Annotated in this window: 12 protein-coding genes; all 12 read right to left on the bottom strand. The window is 36.5% G+C overall.

Annotated features, from left to right (window positions below; genetic code table 11):
• Window positions 1-92 precede the first annotated feature (92 nt).
• The 12 genes from KMW28_RS06450 to KMW28_RS06395 all read right to left on the bottom strand — a co-directional run bounded on the left by KMW28_RS06450 (window position 93) and on the right by KMW28_RS06395 (window position 21,556).
• Entirely contained in the window at window positions 93-2,249 is a 2,157-nt protein-coding gene (locus KMW28_RS06450) for an InlB B-repeat-containing protein (RefSeq protein WP_169664103.1), read from the bottom strand.
• Between the two features lie 64 nt (window positions 2,250-2,313).
• Window positions 2,314-3,147, bottom strand: a complete 834-nt coding sequence (locus KMW28_RS06445; RefSeq protein ID WP_169664104.1) for a glycoside hydrolase family 16 protein — start codon at window positions 3,145-3,147, stop codon at window positions 2,314-2,316.
• Window positions 3,148-3,165: 18 nt separating this feature from the next.
• A complete protein-coding gene (locus tag KMW28_RS06440; protein WP_169664105.1) occupies window positions 3,166-4,347 on the bottom strand; it encodes a glycoside hydrolase family 5 protein in 1,182 nt (393 codons plus the stop codon).
• A 90-nt stretch (window positions 4,348-4,437) separates the two neighbouring features.
• Entirely contained in the window at window positions 4,438-6,273 is a 1,836-nt protein-coding gene (locus KMW28_RS06435; protein ID WP_169664106.1) for a RagB/SusD family nutrient uptake outer membrane protein, read from the bottom strand.
• A gap of 27 nt (window positions 6,274-6,300) precedes the next feature.
• Window positions 6,301-9,633 (bottom strand): TonB-dependent receptor, encoded by a 3,333-nt coding sequence (locus KMW28_RS06430; protein ID WP_169664107.1) that lies wholly within the window; start codon window positions 9,631-9,633, stop codon window positions 6,301-6,303.
• A gap of 225 nt (window positions 9,634-9,858) precedes the next feature.
• Window positions 9,859-10,839: a FecR family protein gene (locus tag KMW28_RS06425; RefSeq protein WP_169664108.1), complete on the bottom strand. Its 981-nt coding sequence runs from the start codon at window positions 10,837-10,839 to the stop codon at window positions 9,859-9,861.
• 288 nt (window positions 10,840-11,127) lie between these two features.
• Window positions 11,128-14,337 carry a glycoside hydrolase family 2 TIM barrel-domain containing protein gene (locus KMW28_RS06420; RefSeq protein WP_169664109.1) on the bottom strand — a complete coding sequence of 1,070 codons (3,210 nt, stop codon included), beginning with the start codon at window positions 14,335-14,337 and terminating at the stop codon, window positions 11,128-11,130.
• A 19-nt stretch (window positions 14,338-14,356) separates the two neighbouring features.
• A complete protein-coding gene (locus KMW28_RS06415; protein WP_169664110.1) occupies window positions 14,357-15,271 on the bottom strand; it encodes a family 43 glycosylhydrolase in 915 nt (304 codons plus the stop codon).
• 11 nt (window positions 15,272-15,282) lie between these two features.
• Entirely contained in the window at window positions 15,283-17,565 is a 2,283-nt protein-coding gene (bglX, locus tag KMW28_RS06410; protein ID WP_169664111.1) for a beta-glucosidase BglX, read from the bottom strand.
• Between the two features lie 7 nt (window positions 17,566-17,572).
• Window positions 17,573-19,786, bottom strand: a complete 2,214-nt coding sequence (bglX, locus tag KMW28_RS06405) for a beta-glucosidase BglX (protein ID WP_169664112.1) — start codon at window positions 19,784-19,786, stop codon at window positions 17,573-17,575.
• A 127-nt stretch (window positions 19,787-19,913) separates the two neighbouring features.
• A complete protein-coding gene (locus KMW28_RS06400) occupies window positions 19,914-20,492 on the bottom strand; it encodes an RNA polymerase sigma factor (RefSeq protein WP_169664113.1) in 579 nt (192 codons plus the stop codon).
• A 281-nt stretch (window positions 20,493-20,773) separates the two neighbouring features.
• Window positions 20,774-21,556: a nuclear transport factor 2 family protein gene (locus tag KMW28_RS06395; protein ID WP_066209107.1), complete on the bottom strand. Its 783-nt coding sequence runs from the start codon at window positions 21,554-21,556 to the stop codon at window positions 20,774-20,776.
• Window positions 21,557-21,584: the final 28 nt, after the last annotated feature.

Below are 21,584 nucleotides of genomic sequence, written 5' to 3'. Positions count from 1 at the left end.
ATGCTGTGAGAAAAAAATTAATGAAGCTGTTGTTAGTTATATATTGGTATTTAAAGACAGAGGTTGACCAACAGCCAACCCCTGAAAATCACTTACTTTAAGATCTTCACTACCTTGTGTTGATCTTTAGAATTAATGACTACATGATAAATACCTTGATTAAATTTAGTAAAGTCAATTGTAGTTAATTCCTGTCCAAGAACTGTCTGTTTATGTAATAGTCTTCCCTCAGAAGAATACACATATACACTATATTCATTTGTTGTATTGAATCCTTTTAATGTAAGGTTGCTTTCTACCGGGTTAGGATAAGCAACGATTTTAATATCATCTAAACCATCTTCTACCGATGTCGGCCCAGAAGGGTTTGTGCTGTCAGAGCAAGAAGTACATTCTCCGAAACAGATCACATCAAGTACAATATCAGAAGTGGCATTATTTGGAGTGAAAGGGCGGTGTTCTTCCCAGAAGTTACAATCTCCAGGAACCGTCTCCCAAAGATCTTCTTCTTCGTCTTCGGTCATGGTTACAAAACGGTAAGCATACACCTCTTTTGTTGGATCTAATTGTAGTGTTATTGCATGGATTTCTCCATCACCTGTTTTTTCCATGATACCAAATTTACCCCACTCGGTGACATCACCTGTAATGGCAATTTTCTCATATTCCTGACCTTTCATATCCACTTGGAAAGTAACGCTAATGGCATTTTCCGGAATATTTGATACAAAGTGAGCCACAATATCATCTACATCTGCAGTTACTGTAAATGCATATACTGCTTCAGTTGAGACATCTTCTCCACCTTTTGTCCATTTTACAAAGTCAAAACCAATACCCGATTTTGCTTCTAGTACAGCAGTTGCATTTTCTGCATACTCACCTAAGCCTAAGATTTTACCACCATCTGCAGGTTCTAAACCAGCCGATATGTTAAAGTAATTACCAGTAATCGATTCGAAATTGGCCTCCACAGTAATCTCTTCTGTCACTATAAAAGAATACTCGACTTCAGTGGATACTTCTTCACCATCAACAGTCCAATTCACAAAAGAGTAACCATCTTTCGCAGTGGCTATTAGAGTCGCCTCCGTATTAACAATGTATTCTTTTGCTCCTTCAATCGTACCACCATACATTGGAACGCTATTCGATGAAACTTCAACAAATTCAGCTTCTTCCACAGCTATAAAGTGAGCTATTAAAGTGATATCATTATCTAATGTAAATGTATATTCTGCTGCATAAGAAACAATATCTTCACCAGCCATCCAGTACAAGAAAGCATAATCATCGTTAGCTTCTGCTAATACAGTAACATCTGATCCAGAAGCAAACTGTCCTTCACCTGAAACTGTTCCTGCCTCTTCTGAAGACGATTGTAAAGTCACTTCTCTTGTATTCGATTCTGAAACAAAAACAGCAGTAAATGTTTGGGCTTCTGTAACATTAAAAGTATAGTCCGTCTCTGTTGTTATCGACTCGTCTCCTTGTTTCCATTCAACGAATACAAAACCATCCTTTGCAGTTGCTGAGATAGTCGCTTCATCCCCTTCAATATATTCTCCTGCACCTGTTACTTCTCCCGAATTTTCTGGAGTCACCTCTGTTGTAATCACATATTTTGGTAAATCAGATGCTAAAATAAATACTGCTTCATACGTTTGGTTTTCAGTTACTTTAACTGCTAATTCTGAAGACGTGCCTACTTGAGTATCACCTAGTTTCCATTGTACAAAACGGTAACCATCGTTAGGAGTAGCAGTTAAAGTGATATCAGTGTTTTCTTCAAAGTCTCCTGTACCACTTACTGTACCACTTGCATCTGGCGTTACAGTGCTTCCAATTGTATATACAGACGAAGCAGCACATGGAGCACATTCACCAAAACAAACTGTTTGTAAAGTGGCATTTTCTGCTGGTGTTTCGAACCATCTATTATCCCATTGGATACATTCTGCAGGAACAGGTTCCCAAATCTCAGAATCACCATTTTTTGCCACAAAACGATAAGTGTATACATTAGTTGCAGCATCTAAAGTTAGTGTTACAGTGTAAATAGATCCACTAGCAGGTGCAGTTATTTCTTGATTTGACCAACCTGTGACATCTCCAGTAATAAACACTTTGTCATAGGCTTCCACATTTTTCATGTCTACACTAAACGTAACATCTACTGTTTGTGCATAAAGTCTTCCGGTAAATAGGGTAAATAGTAGCCCTATTGTGAATAGTAATTTGTTCTTCATTTCAATAAAAAGTTAAATTAAAAGATTTGGTGATAGCTTTAGCTAAGTCATCCGTCAATAACAGTTAGTTCTTATTGTTTATGTATTCATAGATCCTAACATAATCCACAATTAATTCTTGTGGAAAAATGGATTCATCTACTCCTTGCATTCCGCCCCAAGTACCACCAATAGCCAAATTGATGATCAGATATTGTGAAGCTTCTTGAAAAGGCCATGAGTCGATACCACTTCCATCGTTTACTTGAGTGAAATATTTCTGATCGTCCACATAAATATGAATACTATCAGGATACCACTCCATGGCATATTCGTGGAATTCTGCCCATGGATCGACCAATTGATATTTACCCCCTCTATCGGTTTCCGTCATATGATTATAACTTTGGGTATGTATCGTCCCATGGATAGTATCAGGCATAAAACCAACATATTCCATGATATCAATCTCACCACATTTTGGCCAACCTACTTCGTTTATATTACTTCCTAAAGTCCATATCGCTGGCCAAACTCCTCTTCCTTTCGGTACTTTAGCTCTTACTTCTACTCGTCCGTAAGTAAAATCGAAAGTACCATTCGTATGAAGACTAGCAGAGGAATATTTTGCTCCTTTATAGTCTTCTTGTATTGCTTTAATATGAAGATGTCCCCCTTTCACTTCTGCATTTTCGATACGTGATTTGGTAAAAAATTGTTCTTCGCTATTTCTTACCAATCCCTCTTCATATCCCCATTTTGTTTCATCTGGCAATCCTTGATAATCGAACTCATCGTACCAAACTAAAGTAAAATCTTGAGCAGGTTCTAGTGTTTCTTTTTCTTCTTCAACCACATCATTTGATGTTTGGCACGAGAAGAAAAAGAAAGAAAAAAAGACAAATAAGTAGTTTTTCATTTTCTAATAACGATAATATTACAACCCTAAGGCTGACTGCATTCCATCCACCCAAACAACTTGGCCGTTTCTTCTATCAATTACTTTGAAACCGGCATCGTATTCCCATACTGCCCAGCCAATATTGTTCTCCTCCAAAGCTTCTCTCATATCTTGAGTGTACAATAGTCTACTTTGTTTTGGGGATTTATATTCATATACACCGAACTCATTACAAGTTACCGGCACATTGTATTTTTTTTGCCAATCGCCTACTTTTTTGATAATCTTACCAAGCTCATCTTTATTCCAGTTGATTCTTAGATAATCATCCATAGCCCATGTTACTTCTACTTTATTCGCATTATTCTTCACACTATTGGCATTATCAGTATTGGCAGGCCATTCTAAACCTTCTATGTATTGAAGAGTAGTCCAACCCCAAGTAGCTGCTTGATGTGTAAATGCCATTGGAGCATAACAGTGTAAATTGTAAACAATATTCTTATCATCAAGTGGCTTTTGAAGAATAAAAGCTTCTACATCATCCCAATTGTTTTCAGTAACTCTCAAGTTTCCATCTACAACTATTGTATGCAGAGGTGCATTCGAACGAATCACTTTCACCCAGTCTTCTTGCATATCGTACCATTCTTCTGCATTTAACGTCCAAGGCTCATTAAACACTTCGAAATACAACATATCAGGATCATACTTTTTAAAATGTTTGGCAGCTACCCCCCAGAATTGTTTAATCTTATTGGCAAAGATAATATCCTCATGCACTCTGTTTTTGAACTCATCTGTGGTATGAAAATCAAAAAGTACTGCAATATCTCTATCGATAAACTTTTGAATATTGTCTTCTAATATTGTTAAGTATTGAGGGTTTACCTGAGAATAATCTTCTTCTGCAATTAGTACAGACTCATCAATTGACAATCGAACATAGGTAAAACCAGAGTTTTCGATAAAGTCGAAATCAGCATCATTAAAGCGGCTATTTAAGCTCGCCTCTGTAATACTTGTTTGTGCAAACCAATGTCCTAAGTTCACTCCTTTTTTCAAGTAATCAATTCTTGTTTGAGGAACTTCATTTAATGGTAGTTCTGTAATGTCATCATCATCTTCATCAGGGTCAACTACGTTCACCTCATCATCCGAAGAGCATGCAGATCCGAATAGTAATCCGAGAATTACTAAAATTTTTAAAAGCTTCATTGTTTATTTATGTAGTCAATTTTAGCGAAAAGAGGGGTGCTGCAGCACTGTCGTGAAATACTAACAGCACCCTTTTCAACTTTATTCTTATTAGTAGTTAGGATTCTCTAATATCCTAGGGTTGTTGTTCACAATTTCTTCTCCCAATGGATAGTAATAATTTCTATCAGGGTTGAAGTATCTTGGAACAAAAGAATCAAATCCTTCTTCTCTTGTATCACAAGAGTGTTTGATATATCTATACTCGTTGTCTGGCATTCTTCTTACAACTGTTACACCATGGAATACATTGTTCATTACCTGATCAGCAATTCTCCAACGTCTCATGTCCCACATTCTGTGTGTTTCAAAAGCCATCTCGATTTGTCTTTCGTGTCTCACTTCGTTGATATCGATAGACGTTAACTTTGCAATACCAGCACGCTCTCTAATTTGATTTACCGCTTGTAAACCAATATCATTTTGTCCTAATTCTACTGCTGCTTCTGCTCTGTTAAGTAAGATCTCAGCCAATCTGAATTCGATCCAATTGGTAGAAGATTGTTGCTGAGGAACTCTAAGGTCGTGCATACTCACAAACTTTTTCATGTAGAAACCCGATTTACCACCATCGAAAGTGATTGGATAAGCGTTCTTTCCTACGTTTTGTAATGCTATTTCCTCACCGTCAACTATCCAAGTATTAATCTCGTTGGATTTATGATACATCAGTTCGTAACCATTTCCATCATCGGCTTCAATCACATAGTTGTCAACTTGACTATCACCGTAAGGATTACCATCAAATACTACCGTACCATGAAGACGTGGATCTTTATTGGCTAAAACAGAGGCAAGATCACCAGTAACATTCTCCCAATCTATTTTTCCGTCTGATCCATCAATCATATCGTAGGCATCAATCAATTCTAATGTAGGTTGCATGTAATTACCCCAACCTGAACCATAACCACCTACTACATTGAAATAATCATAACTATGCCCTTTACCAATACCTGTAAAGTCTCTAGAGAAAATTACTTCTGAATGGTTCGGATCAATGAACAACATTTGATAGTTTTCTGCTTTATCTTCATAAGCATTGAATAAAGCGTATGGTCCTTCGGTGATAATTTTGTTGGACGCTTCCAAACTTGCTCTATAGTAATCGTCTGGAGATGCACTAATACCTAAGATTCCGTTTAGTTGAACAGTACCATATTTTGCGATACTTCCCGCATATAATGCCGCTCTAGACAAAAGTGATAAAGCTACATATTTATTAGCACGTCCTAATTCCTGATCTGCAGCCTCTGGAAGAAGATCTGCCAATTCATCACATTCACTAATGATAAAGTCATAAACTTCTTGTTCCGTATTTCTTGCAGGATACAATTCTTCTTGAGGATCATCTAACGTTTGTGCTTTAGTGATAATAGGCACACCCCCATAACGTTTTACTTTCTCAAAATAGATAAATGCTCTAATAAATCTAGCTTCTGCTTTTAATGTCGCTTTATCATCATCAGAAATATTACCCGTTTCGATTTTTTCGATGAACTCGTTACATCCTCTAATTGATTCGTAATCCCAATACTTCATGTAAGTATCGTTTCTTTGGTAACCGCTTTTGTTGATTCTTCTCGAATCTGCCCAAGAATAGCCAGATACTGCCTCGTCTGAGATGACACAATACGATCCTGGTTCATCTGCTGGCTCTGCTACACCATCTGTCCAAACGCCTCCCCAAGGGTATCCCCAGCTAAAGATTCTTCTTGTTGGTGCTTGATGATATAGCTGTACTAAATTCGCTCTGATTAAGTTAGGATCGTTCCAAACCTGATCGTCAGAGATAATATCCAAAGGTTCCTTATCGAGTACCAATGAGCAGCTTGTCGCACTCAATAAGGTGATAATAATCGATAACTTTTTTATATATCTTTTCATTTCATTGTAGTTTAAAAGTAGTTTGACTTAGAACGTTAGATCCAATTTCATCATCACTGTTTTTTGTTGTGGGTAATCCCAACCTCTACCTCCTGTTGGTGTTTCAGGATCGAAAGGATATACATCTGTGAAGGTGAATAAATTTAGACCACTAACACTTGCTCTCAAGTTTTCCATACCAATCTTGTTGGCAATTCTAGTAGGCAATGAGTACCCTAAGCTGACATTCTTTAATCTAAAATAAGATCCGTCTTGTAACCAGAAAGATGATTCTTTATCGTAGTTATTCGGGTTACCAGAGTTAGCTACAGTTCTAGGGAATTTTGCGTTCGGATCGTTGTTATCTTCCGTCCATCTATCCATAAACATCGCTAGAGGTGTTGCTTTGTTGTAGAAAGGTTGCTGTGCTTCTTGAGAGAATACTACGTTAAACCCTGAAGCTCCTTGCCATAACATAGAGAAGTCGAAGTTTTTCCATTGAAGCATTACATTGATACCATAGAAGATCTCTGGAATTGATCCCTTACCAATTACGTGCTTATCTAAATCATTGATGATACCATCGCCATTGTAATCTAAGTATTTGATATCGCCAGGCTGAATGTCGTGGTTTACACCATTATTCAAATCACCATCTTGATCGGCCCATCCCTTAATTTCTTCATCCGAAGTAAATAGACCTAGTGCTTTATAACCGAAGTATCTGTTGACATACTGACCTGATTGTTGGTATCGTGCTCTTGTTTCATCATCAAGATATTCTGGCTCATCGTAATGATCCCATTTTGATTTAGATACTGATACGTTACCAGAGATATCATATTTAAAGTTTTTGATGGTCTTTTTATGACCTAACAATAATTCAAAACCTTGTGCCACTTGTGAGTTGATGTTTTCATCAGGTAAATAAGCACCAAAAGTAGATGGTAATGATTGATCTCTTTTACCTAAGATATCTTCTCTTGTTCTCATAAAGGCATCAAACTCACCGTAGATAATCCCTTTGAATAAACCGAAGTCTACACCTACGTTGTACATCGTCATGGTTTCCCAAGTTGCTTTTGGATTTGCCATACCTTTAGTGACCAAACCTGCTGTTGGACTTCCGTTGACCACATACGCGTCTCCGTAGATATAACCTGTTAAGTAGTTAAAGTTACCAATTCCGTCATATCCAGATTTACCCACAGATGCTCTTACTTTTAGGTTGTCTACTATCTCAGAGTTTTTCAAGAAGTTCTCTTCAGAAATTCTCCAACCTAAAGAGAAACTTGGGAACAATCCCCATCGATGATCTTCGCTAAAACGAGGAGATGCATCGTATCTAAAAGTTGCTTCTGCAAGATATTTCTCTTTGTAGTTATAGTTTAATCTACCTACAAAAGATGCTCTACCATCTTGCCATGCAAAACCCTCTGTATTTTGTCTTTCTGTACTAGATGCATACATCTGATCTACTGCAGAACTAATAAAGCTACCACGAGTGGCACCAACAAAAGATCCATCCGATGAAATAAATTCACCTAATAATAAAGCTCCTATAGTATGATCTCCAAATGTTTTATCGTAATTTAAGAAGAACTGAGAAGTGATGCTTTTCCCTTGATTATATGATTCTGTTAAAGTAATCTGACTGATGTCTTTTGCTACTATTTCGCTGTAGATATCAGACGATTCATCGTAGTGGTAAAAGCTGTAATCCGTTTGCCAGTGCTTTCCTCTAGTATCCCACGCCGTATAGTTAAAGAAAGCTTTTGCTGACATTCCTTTTAAGAATGGCATCTTATAGTTTAATACGACGTTGGCAGAAGTATTACCGTAATCGTTTTTGTTGTAACCTGAAACATCACGACGTGATACGAAGTTTGGACCAATTAAATTTGAACCATTATCGACAGGGTACGAACGATCTGGGTAGTACGCCGGCACCATTGGATTAGAGAAAGAAGTCAACGTCATGATCTCTCCTAAAGAAACACCCGGTTCCATTCTATTCTCTTGTCTGTAAGCTAAGTCTAAACGTAACTCTAAGTTGTTCGTTAAGTTGACATTGATATTCGAACGAATGTTGTGTTGGTTGTAGTTTGTCGCATTGGATTGTAAAATACTCGCTTGATCCATATAACCATACGATAAGAAATATCTCACTTTCTCCGAACCACCACTAACATTTACGTTACCTCTAAAAATAGGGGCACTGTCTCTAAATGTTTCTCCGTACCAATCTGTGCTTTGCTTCTGACCATTTAAATATGGAGAGTAATCATCGTCTAAATAAGTACCTGGGGCATAATCGTTTACCAAATCCATGTACTGAGTTGCGTTTACGTATTCAGGACGAATAATCGAACTTTGAGCACCATAAGAAGTGGATAGCTTCACGGTTGTTTTTCCAGCTTGACCTCTTTTTGTTGTTACTAGAATTACACCATTACCTGCTCTTGCTCCATAGATTGCAGCAGATGCATCTTTTAATACCGATATACTTGCAATATCATTTGGATCTAAACGATTAAACTCTGTTTCAACACCATCCACAATTACCAATGGGTTATCAAAACCACGAATTCTAATCGTTGCTTCATCCGCACCTGGAGCACCACTTGAGTTGGTGACAATAACACCTGGCATTCTACCCGCTAATGAGTTCGAGATGGTTGTAGCGGGTACATCCACGATATCATCACCTTTAACTGCCGCTACTGATCCTGTAACATTCTCTTTTTTCTGAGTGCTATAACCAACCACGATGACTTCTTCTAGCTGCTCGACATCTTCTTGTAGTGACACATCAAATTTTGTCTGAGAACCTACTTTTAATGTTTGAGAAAAGTAGCCAATTGAACTGATTTCAATTTCAGCATCCGCATCTTTTACTTTCAATTTAAACTGACCATCAAACTGAGTAACAATACCATTGAATGTTCCCTTTTCGATAATACTAGCACCGACGATAGGCATTTGGTTTTCATCAGTTACTCTCCCTTCGATTAGAATACCTGTATCTTGCTCTTCTTGCTCAACAGGAATTGCCGTTGATTTTTCATAAAGAGCAATTTGATGTTTCTGTAAATGATAACCAATATCAGTTCCCATTAAAACTTTATCCATCAAACTATTGATATCTAAGTTTTGAGCATTAATTGATATTCTCTCAGAGGTGTTAATCGCATCTGGATTATAAAAAAATCTGTAAGAACTTGTGGACTCAATTTCTTCAAATACTACTTCTAGGGTAGTATTCGTAAAATTAAAATTAAACTGTTGTGTTTCTGGTTTCTCTGCCGCACCGGCAAATTGAGAAACAATTAAGAGCAATAGTACAACCTTCAGTCGGATAAATAATAACCTTAGTTTCATAATATACTTTTTTGCATAATGAACAAATCTCTACGAGTAAAATGAACATGGGGTAATCGTTTAAAAGTTTAGCAAGCATTAAACGTAATTCATTTCAATACATACCCCATGTCAAACAATATTTAGTTCGAAATCCTAGCTAGTTATTTGCGTTGTATATCTTGTTATTTCATTTCAAATACAAAGCAAAATATTTTATGTTGATCTATATATTGTGTAAGTTTTCTATTTTCGATACAGCACTACTTTGTTGTTTTCATTTCTGTGCTGTAAGTGCATAGTTTTATCAAAGAGAGATAAAACATCTTCTAATGATTCGCCTTTGATTATAGCTTTCACAGACAAATCATTCAACTCCTTCCCTTCTAAAATAATATCCGTTCCGTACCATTTTGATAGATGGATAACGGTTTCTTCTAATGAGATGTTATCGATATCTAACACACCATCTTTCCATCCAGTGTATAATCTAACATCCACTTTTTGAAGCTTATAATGAGACTTTTTCTCATTATAGACTAACTGTTGACCTGGCTTTATTAAGAGTTCTTTTTTCAGTTTAGGAAGCTTCGTAGCTATACTTCCTTCTACTAATGTGGTGACAATCTCACCAGTTTCTTTATTTTCCTCAACGTTAAAAGACGTCCCCAATACTCTTACAGAAACATCTTGAACATTCACGATAAAAGGTTTCTTTTTATTATGTGTTACATCGAAATGAGCTTCTCCTTTTAAAGTGATCGACCTGGTATCTCCATCAAAATCATTAGGATAAATGATCTCACTATTTCCATTAATCCAAACCTCCGATTGATCTGGTAAAACGATATGTGATTTACCTCCTTCTGGAACGACAACTCTACTAAAACCTTCGTTGCTATTTTGTCCAAAGTCAACATTCATCAAACTGTAAATCAAACCAATTGATAACAACACCGGCAATACCACTGCAGCTACTTTTTGGTAATTATTTAATACACGTGTTTTGTAAATATTGAATCCTGATGTCTGTTTATGGATCTGTGACCACACCTTATCGGCGTTGAAATCTTCTACATCTTTATCGGCATTTTCCCACTGTTCCTGCATCCAGCCGTCCACCTCTTTCTCATCTTTGATTTCATAAACCCAAGACAAAAAATGATTGCTTCTTTTCGGCTGTTTGATTTTCTCAAAAAAATCTGACTTGTTATAAGTGTCTTTCATGTTGTTAAAAAGTAAATGCCTTTCATATAGTAATACACAGCTTTTGATAGTACCCCCTAGTCAAAAAGTATTTTTTTTTCATTTTCTTCAATTTTATATCAAAAAGTGCTTTTAGAGTCTGTATTACTAGATTTTATATCAATAAAAAAATAAATAGTTGCTATAAAAGTTAATTTACACCACATAAATTTAACAATAATAACGCATAAAACGATAGTATTAATCAAATAAAAAATGAGTCATTCTTCAATGAAAAATGACTCACTATGTTAAATACTTAATATAAGATTATTCTACTTTATTTATAATTGATTTTAACCTTGAAATTCCTTCTGAATGTATATCCGTGCTATAATCAATTAACTTGATTCTAAACGAATAACTTAGGTTATCTGGCATTAATTGATACTTCGGTAAAGCCATGGCTCCCCAAGTATTGTTCCCTGCCACACCACTTTGTCCATAATCGATATTCAGGTACAAATAGTCTCTTTCCTGAACATCATAAGTATGCTTCAACTTGTATTTTATCTTCTCTAAATCACTCGCATTTTTATCCACTTCAGGCGTTAAGAAATCGGCTCTGCTATACGGATATGCTGTGAAATCAAAATCTTTGCTTTCTGCTATAAATAATAACCCATTACTTTCGTGATTTTTTACCGATAAATATTGAGTTTCGGTATGATTACCATTTTCCTGTGGACGTGTATAAGCATAGTAGGTATCCTTTGCTTTCGTCTCATACCAATTGATGTTCATTCCCGATTTTTTATCGACATAATTCTCTTCTGGACCTCTACCAAAATAACCCAAATCCTCAAATGCTTTATTCATTTTAGCTTGAAGACCAAACCTTGGCATAATTGGTAAATCCTTTTGCATAGGTACAATCGAAGCGGTTACTTCTACATCTTTAGAAGGGTATATCAAATAATTGATTTGACCGCGAAGAAACTCTTTTCCTTCTGAAGTGAATGAAAATTCTGTTTTTATTTCACATCGATCACCTTGCTTATCCACCTCAAACTTCGTCAGCTTTTGTTGGTAATGTTCAGGTCGCCAAATACGGCAAACATCTTCCATCAACCAGCCATAATCGTTGTCGGTAATTCCTCTAAAGAAATCGAAGTTAAAACCTTCTTCAATTCGATTTTCTTTTTTCGTTCCTAATGTTTTCATTAAACCCGATTGAGTATCAAATACTACTTTAAAATCGAGACCAGTTACCGTTAATTCTCCTTGAGCTTCTGAATAGTTTAGGTTTTCTCCACCCAAATCAGCCATTCTTTTATCGTTTGATTTTTGAATCAATAACTGCTCCTCTGCATAAACATGGTCTACCTCCAATAATGGGAACGGATGTTTTTTCTTCAATTGAAAAGTGACATAATAATCCTCTTGAGGATCCCAATTAATACCATCCAACTCCAATCGAACTTGGGATGTTTTCTTTGGTAATATTGGCGGCAATTTGATAGACGATTGAAAGATCACCTCAGCTTTGTTAGAGATCACTTCATAGGATAAATAGAAATCGTCTAACGTAATAAAATCATATTTATTTGTCAGGTTTATTTGATGTTTATCCTTGTTATACCAATCGATTTTCACATTCTGATATACCTTCTTTACTTCTTTCAAAGCAGGTTGAGGAACACGATCTGGATTCACCAATCCATTCAAACAGAAATTATAATCCGATGGCACATCATAGGGACCAAAATCGGCTCCATATGCCCAATACGATTCGCCATCTTTGTTGTAGGCCAATAACCCTTGGTCCACCCAGTCCCAAATAAAGCCGCCTTGCAACTTTGGATACCTTTCGAAAAGATCCCAAAACTCTTTAAGGTTACCTGTCGAATTCCCCATCGAATGTGCGTATTCGCAAAGCACATATGGTCTTGGGTCATCTCCTTTTGCATACTCTTCTATGACATCCAATTCATCGTACATAGGAACGATCATGTCCGTATTTCTAGCTTTATCGGCTTGTTCGTATACCACAGGTCTTGTTTTATCCCAACTTTTTAGGGAGTCGTAACACACAAAGAAATTATCTCCATTACTGCTTTCGTTCCCTAATGACCAATAAATAACCGCTGACTGATTTCTATCTCTTTTGTACAATCTTCTCACACGATCCAAGTGCATTGGTCGCCACAATTCCATGTACGCCGGATGGTTAAGCGTATCGTAAACTACACCTTGTAAATCGGCTCCAATACCATGAATTTCTATGTTGGCTTCATCACATAAATAAATACCATTCTCCAGACACAACTCATAAAATCTTTCCGGTTGTGGATAATGTGAAGTACGTACCGCATTGATATTATTGGCTTTCATCAATTTCAAATCCTTCAACATCGTTTCCTCTTGTACTACGTGACCTTTAATCGGATCGTGTTCGTGTAAATTGACGCCTTTGAGATAAATCGGTTTACCATTCACTAACAATTGTGCATTCTTTATTTCTACTTTTCTAAAGCCTACTTTCTGATGAATCACTTCTACAGTCTCTCCTGATTTTCCTTTCAGTGAGATGACGACATCATATACATTGGGTGTTTCTGCTGACCAAGGTTGAATGTTTTTGATCTCTTTGATCAACTTTACTTGTCCATTTCTAGCTTTCAGATCTTGTACTAAATGTTCTTTCCCATCTCCATCCAACAATTTGATGTTCACTTCATTAGTTGATTTCGAAACATCAGCAGTAAAACTCAATTTTGCATTTCCGGAATTGTATTCGAAAGAAGCATCCACGGTAAAATCTTGTAAATGTACTTTTGGTCGCGACCATAGATAAACTTCTCTATGGATTCCACTCAATCTCCAAAAGTCTTGATCTTCTAAATAGGTACCACTCGAGTATCTGTATACTTCTACCGCTAAATCGTTTTCCCCAGATCGTAAGTACTTGCTCACATCAAATTCTGCGGGTGTTTTTGAGCCTTCACTATAGCCAACGAATTGACCGTTCACCCATACATAAAAAGCGGAAGCCACTCCACCGAAATGAAGTATGTTCTTATTTTTCTTCCACGATTTTGGTACCGTAAACTTGGTTTTATATGAACCAACAGGATTGTCCTCTGGACGTATATATACCTCTTTGTCCAATTCTATCGGATAAGGAATGTTGGTATAGACTGGGTAGCCATACCCTAAAACCTCAATAGTACCAGGAACTTCTATTTTATCCCACTTCGAAACATCAAATGTAGATTTATAAAATTCTTTCTCTCTTTCTGTTGGCGTATTGGCATAAGAAAAATGCCACATCCCATTCAAATTTTTGATATAACTCGATTGCTTTTCCTTTGCTTCTTTGTCCGAAGCAAAAGGAATAAAATGTGCATGCGTTTCTAATCGATTGATTTTAAAAATGCTTGGATCTTGCCATTCCTTTAGCTTTTTATCCTGTGCATTTAAACACATACTTTGGAGCATAAACAGCCAAAGTAGGTGGTAGGTATATCTTATTTTCATTTTCTTTAATTTAAAATGCCTATTGCTTTATAGGTAAAGGTTGAATGCCTTCTTTTGTCATTTTTACTTCTTGAATACTTCCATCTTCATAGTAATTCAAATAGTCTACACACACTCTTCTTTCGTAAGGACTTGGTCCTTGAACGTGATAAAACAAATACGACTGTCCATCGATTTCTGTAATGGAATGATGTGAATTTCTTGAATCATTATCCAAGATAATTCCTCTATACTCAAAAGGTCCTGTGGGAGAATCCGATGTACTGTAAGCCAATAACTGTTTTGTTTTCCCATCTCTTTCGATATGTATCGGATAAGAAAAATAATAGGTATCGTCTTTTTTATGCACCCAAATTCCTTCTCCGTAATTCTTCAATGGAAGCTTCTGAATTTCTCCATCTAAAGTGATAACGTCTTCTTTTAATTTAACGACTGCTGCACCGAAGCCACCTCCATAATATAAATAGGGAGTATTGTCATCGTCTATAAAAATACATGGATCGAAAGTCAGTACTCCATCAATTGCATTGGCTTTAATAAGCGGTTTACCTAAAGCATCTTTAAAAGGTCCATTAGGTCGATCCGATACAGCAACGCCAATCTGAAACCCCGCCGGGAAGAAGAAATAATATTTCCCTTTCCATTCCATGGCATCAGGAGCAAAAGCCGCCTCTGATGCCCATGAAATGTCATCTAAACTAAATATTTGTCCTTCGTCTTTCCAATTGACCAAGTCTGAAGAAGAGTAAGTACTCCATCTTTTCATCTCATTCCAAGTCTTACTACCTTTCTCATCTGTTGATGGATAAAGCCAATACTTCCCCTCCCAAAAATGAATGGAAGGGTCAGCATGGAAGTCGGGCAAAATTTGTTTTTGTGCCCAACTAAAAGTGGATAATAAAAGGCCTAATAGGAATAATGTCTGTTTTTTCATCACTTTATCTTTTACTGATTGACATTATTCGATACATATTCGAAAGTTGCATGTAAACCTTCATCAGAATGAGGTCCCACCCAAATATCAAACACTCCATCTTCAGTTTCCCAAAGATTATTTGATGTATAAAAGGCTAAATCTTCCTTCGTTAAAGTGAATTTGATGGTTTTAGACTCTTCAGGCTTTAATGTGATTTTTTCAAATCTCTTTAACTCTTTAAGTGGTCTAGCTAAGCTTGCTACTTTGTCTCTAATGTACAACTGAACAATCTCCTCTCCTGCTACTTTTCCTGTATTCGTTACCTTCACTGACACTTCTAAATTTCCCTCTTCGATCATTTTTGAAGATGATAATTTAAGATCTTTGTAGTCGTAGGTCGTATAACTTAATCCATAGCCAAACGGATACAACGGAGATGATTTTATGTCTGTATATCTTGAAGTAAAGATCACATCCTCGTTCGTTGGGCGACCTGTATTGGTTTTGTTATAATAAATAGGTAACTGCCCTATACCTCTTGGCATTGAAACAGGTAGTTTACCCGATGGATTGTACTCCCCATACAATACTTGTGCAATAGCATTCCCCGATTCTGTTCCTAGGAACCATGTTTCTACAATCGCTTTTGCTTTGTCTTGAATTGGCGTAAGATCCAACGGACGACCATTCATTAAAACAACTACTATATTTTTATTGACTTTATAAATCTCTTCGAACAACTCCAATTGTAGGCCTTTGAAGCCAATTTCTGACTGACTTCTTGCTTCACCAGATTGGAAACAATTTTCTCCCATTGCAATGACCACAACTTTGGCTTTCTTCGCTGCTTTTACGGCTTCTTTAATTCCTGTTCTATCTGTTTCGTTGATATCCAACAAGCTTAAGAAAGTAAGGGAATCGTTTCTTACGTAGTCAGGTCCTTGAACATAGGTCAGGTTATTCTGAACTTCTTTCATTCCTTCCAATAAAGAAACTGCTGATTTTGGAATAGCTTGTGCTCTCCAGTTACCAATAGGAGAATCTTTATCGATTGCTAATGCACCTGTCAACATCACTTGATCTAATTGGGCATTAAGTGGAAGAATTTGATCTTCGTTCTTCAATAAAACGATTGATTTTAAAGCGGCATTAAGGGCATCTTTTCTGAATTTCTCCGCATAAACAGTTTCTTTTTCATAAGCTGCATCACAATACTTAAAAGGATCATCAAATAGACCTAAAGCGAATTTAACTCTCAAAATTCTTCGTACTGCTTCATCAAGTAATTCCTCGTTTACTTTCTTTTGATTGATCAAATCACCTAAAGAAGTACTGTAACAATTGCCTTCCATATCCATATCTGAACCAGCAACAATAGCTTGTTGAGCCGCTTCTGCAGGAGACCCTGCGACTCCTTGATATTGCAACTCGCCAATAGAATTCCAATCGGATACGATAAAGCCATCAAACTCCCATTCTCCTTTAAGAAGATCGCGTTGTAAATAACTATTCTTTGTAGAAGGTTCACCTCCAATGGTATTGAAAGAGTTCATAAATGTGGCTACACCAGCGTCTACACAAGCTTTAAATGGAGGTAGAACAACATTGTGTAAGGTAGAATGACTAATATCTACAGCATTATAATCTCGTCCAGATTCAGAAAAACCATAAGCTGCAAAGTGTTTGGCAGTGGCTGCTACTGTTTTTCTTGAAGACAAATCATCTCCTTGGAAACCTTTCACTCTTGCATAAGCAAACTTTGCCCCTAAGTATGTATCTTCTCCGGCTCCTTCCATTACTCTACCCCATCGAGCATCTCTACTGATATCGACCATTGGTGCAAATGTCCAATTCAAGCCTGCTGCTGCAGCTTCTTCTGCCGCCACTTCTGCAGATCTTTTAGCTACTTCTGGATCAAAAGAAGAAGCCTCTGCCAATGGAATTGGGAACATGGTTTTAAACCCATGTATTACATCGTAACCAAAGATTAAAGGGATACCTAATCTCGATTCGTTTATTGCTAATTCTTGTGCTTTACGTACTGCTTCAGTACCCGTAATATTGATAAGTGAACCTACTTTACCGGATACAATTTTCTCATAAAGCACCTTCTCGCTTTCACCATTAGGCATCGGACCTGTTAATTCCCATAAGCTTGAATACTGAACAGTTTGTCCAACTTTTTCTTCGATGGTCATTTTAGACAATAACTCATCTATCTTTTTTTCCGTCTCTTTATTCACAAGGTTCTGACCAAAGGAATAAGAGGAAACTGTCATTAAAACAATTGACAGATAACTTTTCCATTTCATAATTCTATTATTTAAGAGTAAATGTTGTTTGTTTATTTTCTGATGAATTTGGACCAATAAACAGCGTAAACTCTCCAGCATCAACCGCCATTTTTAAGTCCTTATCTAGATAGGTTAAATCGTCTTTAGTGATGGTAAACGAAACCTTTTTGATTTCATTTGGTGATAGATTCACTTTCTGAAAACCTTTCAATTCTTTTACAGGGCGAGTGATCTGACAAACATTGTCTCTGATATACATTTGTACCGTTTCCGTTCCTTCGACTTCTCCCATATTGGTCACTTCAATGCTTGCCGTTAGCTCTTCGTTCATAGAGAATTGTGGTTTATCCAATTCAATTTCACCGTAGCTGAATTTAGCATAACTCAAACCATAACCGAAAGGATAAAGCGGCTCGTGAGGTATGTCTAAATGACGAGTAGAATAACGATCTGGAGCATTGAAATCGTGGGATGTCTTTCTGTAATTATAATAAATTGGTACTTGACCTTCGTGAATAGGGAATGTCATTGGTAATCTTCCTACCGGGTTAAAATCACCAAATAAGATTTCTGCAACAGCTTCTCCTCCCATAGTTCCAGGCATCCAAGCTTGAAGTACAGCATCGGAGTGTTCGGCAATATCTGTCAACACATACGGTCTTCCTGATACCACCACAGAAACTAAAGGTTTGCCTAACTTTCCTAATTCTGCTATCAGTTCTTCTTGAGCACTTGGTAGACGTAAGTTAGCTACTCCTCCACCTTCTCCACTCATCCAATATTCTTCTCCTATAACTGCCACAATTATATCTGCATTTTTAGCAGCTCTAACTGCCTGAGGTATCAGTTCTTTACCTGCAACTCTAAAGCTATCAATCTCACATCCTTGAGCAAATCTTAATTTTGGCTTAGAAGAATGTTGTTCAATTCCTTCATAAATAGAGATCACATCTTCTTCTTCTCCTTTACAGAACCACCAACCTAATAAATCTTTCTTAGTTTTAGCTAACGGACCGACAACTACGATGTTTTTCTTTTTTTCTGAAATGGGTAAGACATTTTCATTTTTAAGTAAGACCATACTTTCCAAAGCCATTTGCTTCACTTTTTGTTGATGATCAGCACTCATTACTACTTTTTTCTCTCGAGTTTCATCAAAGTAACTGTAAGGATCTTGGAACAAGCCTAATTTATATTTTGCTTCCAATACTTTCCTCACCGCATTATCAACCAACGCTTCCTTCACGATTCCATCCCTCACCATATCAGGTAATCGGTTCACAAAAACTTCTGCTTTCATATCCATTTCAATTCCGGCTTCAAGTGCCAACTTTGCTGCAATAGTATCATTTTCTGCAACACCTGTGTATACCAAGTTCGAAATCGTACTCCAATCGGTCATTAAAAAACCATCAAAACCAAGTTCCTTTTTTAATAGATCGGTCAGTAAGTATTTATTTGCAGTTGCAGGAATGGATTGTACTGCAGAGTAGGCACACATCACACTTCCTACTCCAGCGTCGATAGCCGCTTTAAACGGAGGAACATATGTTTCCATCATTTCTCTATCGCTGAAATTAATAATGTTGTAATCTCTACCCGCCAAAGATGCCCCATAACCAGCAAAGTGTTTTACACAAGCCATTACTGTATTGGGATCGTCTAATTGATTTCCTTGAAAACCTTCAACCCTTGCTTTAGAGATAAGGCTTCCTAAGTATACATCTTCTCCACCTGCTTCCAATACTCTACCCCAACGAGGGTCTACAGAAATATCTACCATTGGAGCATAAGTAAGATGAATACCTGATGCCGCCGCTTCTACTGCCGCTACTTTTGCTGATTCTTTTATTAATTGAATATTCCAGCTTGCTGCTTCTGCCAATGGAACTGGAGCAATTGTTTTATACCCGTGGATCACATCTTCTTGGAACATGATCGGAATTTTCAACCTTGATTTTTGAATCGCTATTTCTTGAATTTGTCTATTTCTAGCCGCACCATTTGATTTTAAGATGGCACCAACTCTTCCATTTTCTAGCTGATTAATAAACTCGGGATCATCTACAGATCCTTCGTAAGGTATTAGGTTTAGCTGTCCTGCCTTTTCTTCTAATGTCATTTGCGATATCAAGTTATCTACAAAAACATCCATGTCACTTTTTGGTGCTTGTGTTTGTTGACAACCAAATGCACTTAGTAAGAAAAGTGTTGATAATAAATAATTAAAAAATTTCATTTCAATATAGAATTAAGAATGCCTGTTCAGTTTTTATTGAAATTTCGTTCAATCAATAAAAATCGAATCTGTTTATAAGGTACTACACAGGTCAGCCTTGATTCCCCCTAATTCTATATTGGATTTTTTAGAAAAAATTGTTGGTACACCAGAAAATCATAAACACAATAATTTGTTCTTCTGATAGTCTTTTCTTGATTAAACTAGAAGCTCTCGTCATATGATTTTCAACCGTTTTTACCGAAATCCCCATTTCTTCTGCAATCTCTTTGTTGGTTTTACATTCCATACGTTTCTTCATGAAAACGGCTTTTGCTTTATCAGGTAATTCCTTAATAATTTCAGCAACAACCTCCATTTTCATTTTAAAATCGATAATATCTTCTGGAGTTTCTGTTAAGGAAACAACTTCTCCACCCGTACCATCAATATCAACAGTTACTAATTTTTGCTTTCGGATTCTGTTGAGAATTTCGTTTTTAGTAATACGGAATAAATAAGCTTCTACACCTTGTTCTACGTTAATATTGTCTTTGTATCTCCAAAGCTTTAAGAACACATCTTGAACTGTTTCCTCGCTTTCTTCTTTTGATTTGAAATAGCCATAGACCATTCCATATACTCTTTTGCCATACTGATCAAACAATGATTTGAGGGCATACGCCTTACCATCTTTAAAATCTTGAAGTATAGTCTTATCATTCATATTAACGTTAATCAAATAGCTCGATATTATAAAAAATCAACTTTCTGATAATAAAAACTATCAAAAAATTATAATAAAACAGTTCAGTTATTGTGGCTGTTATAGAAAATCTCGTTGTATAGATCTATATCAATCTCTTTCAAATATAAATATTTTTTTATGAATTGAACAAGTGATGAAAAATATAATGTAACATTTACAATTAAACTTATGCTTAGAAAAAAGAAAATAGGTAGCCGTTTAATTCAACTACCTACTTATCATTTGATTTAAAAAATGGACTAGAATTTCCCCCCATTCACATCATTCTCTGGAACAGGTTCAACATTATCCCAATGCTCTACAATCTTCCCATTTTCAATACGGTAAATATCGACTTGAGCAAGATCTTGATCCATCTTTCCATCATTATAATTCGCTTTACAAAGCGTGGCAACGAAGTTTCCTTGCCCTACTAACAGCGCAATTTCTTTAAAGTTAAGTGGACGGTTGGTATCACTAAGTACTTTGTATAAAGCATCGTAACCATCTTCTAATTGTTTGCTGTGTTGGGTAAGTTGATCTTTGGAAATATAATCACCTAATTTATCAGCATCGCCTCCATCCATTAATATATTCTCTATGTAGCTTTTTACAAGAGCTTTATTTTCGTCGGTTTTATCAAGGTCAGTTAGTCCTGTATGACCATTTGTAGCTGTATGCCCCGATGGGGTGTTATCATAATACTCTGCAATTACGTCCCAATGTTCAACGATTTTGTCGTTTTCGTCTGTATCGAAGAAATCTGTTGTTACCCATTGGGCTGCACCATCATTTAGATTCTGATAAGCATGAACAAATACGTATTGTCCATCGACCATAGAACGAACAATTTGAATATCTCTTTTGGGTGTTCTTTTGATAAAAGGTTCGAAAAATTCTACAAAACCTTCAATTCCATCTCTTACTCCTGTACTGTGTTGTGTATAGCGGTCGCCTGTGTATTTGGTCACGGCTTCTCTTGCATTACCGTCTCTGATTCCCTCCATATAGAGGTTTCGGGCATTTTCTAGTTTTGGGTTCATTATCAATAGATATTTAAAAGTTATGAAT

The sequence above is a fragment of the Flammeovirga yaeyamensis genome, assembly GCF_018736045.1.
Classification (GTDB): Bacteria; Bacteroidota; Bacteroidia; order Cytophagales; family Flammeovirgaceae; genus Flammeovirga; species Flammeovirga yaeyamensis.
This window is presented reverse-complemented; position numbering and strand designations above follow the sequence as displayed.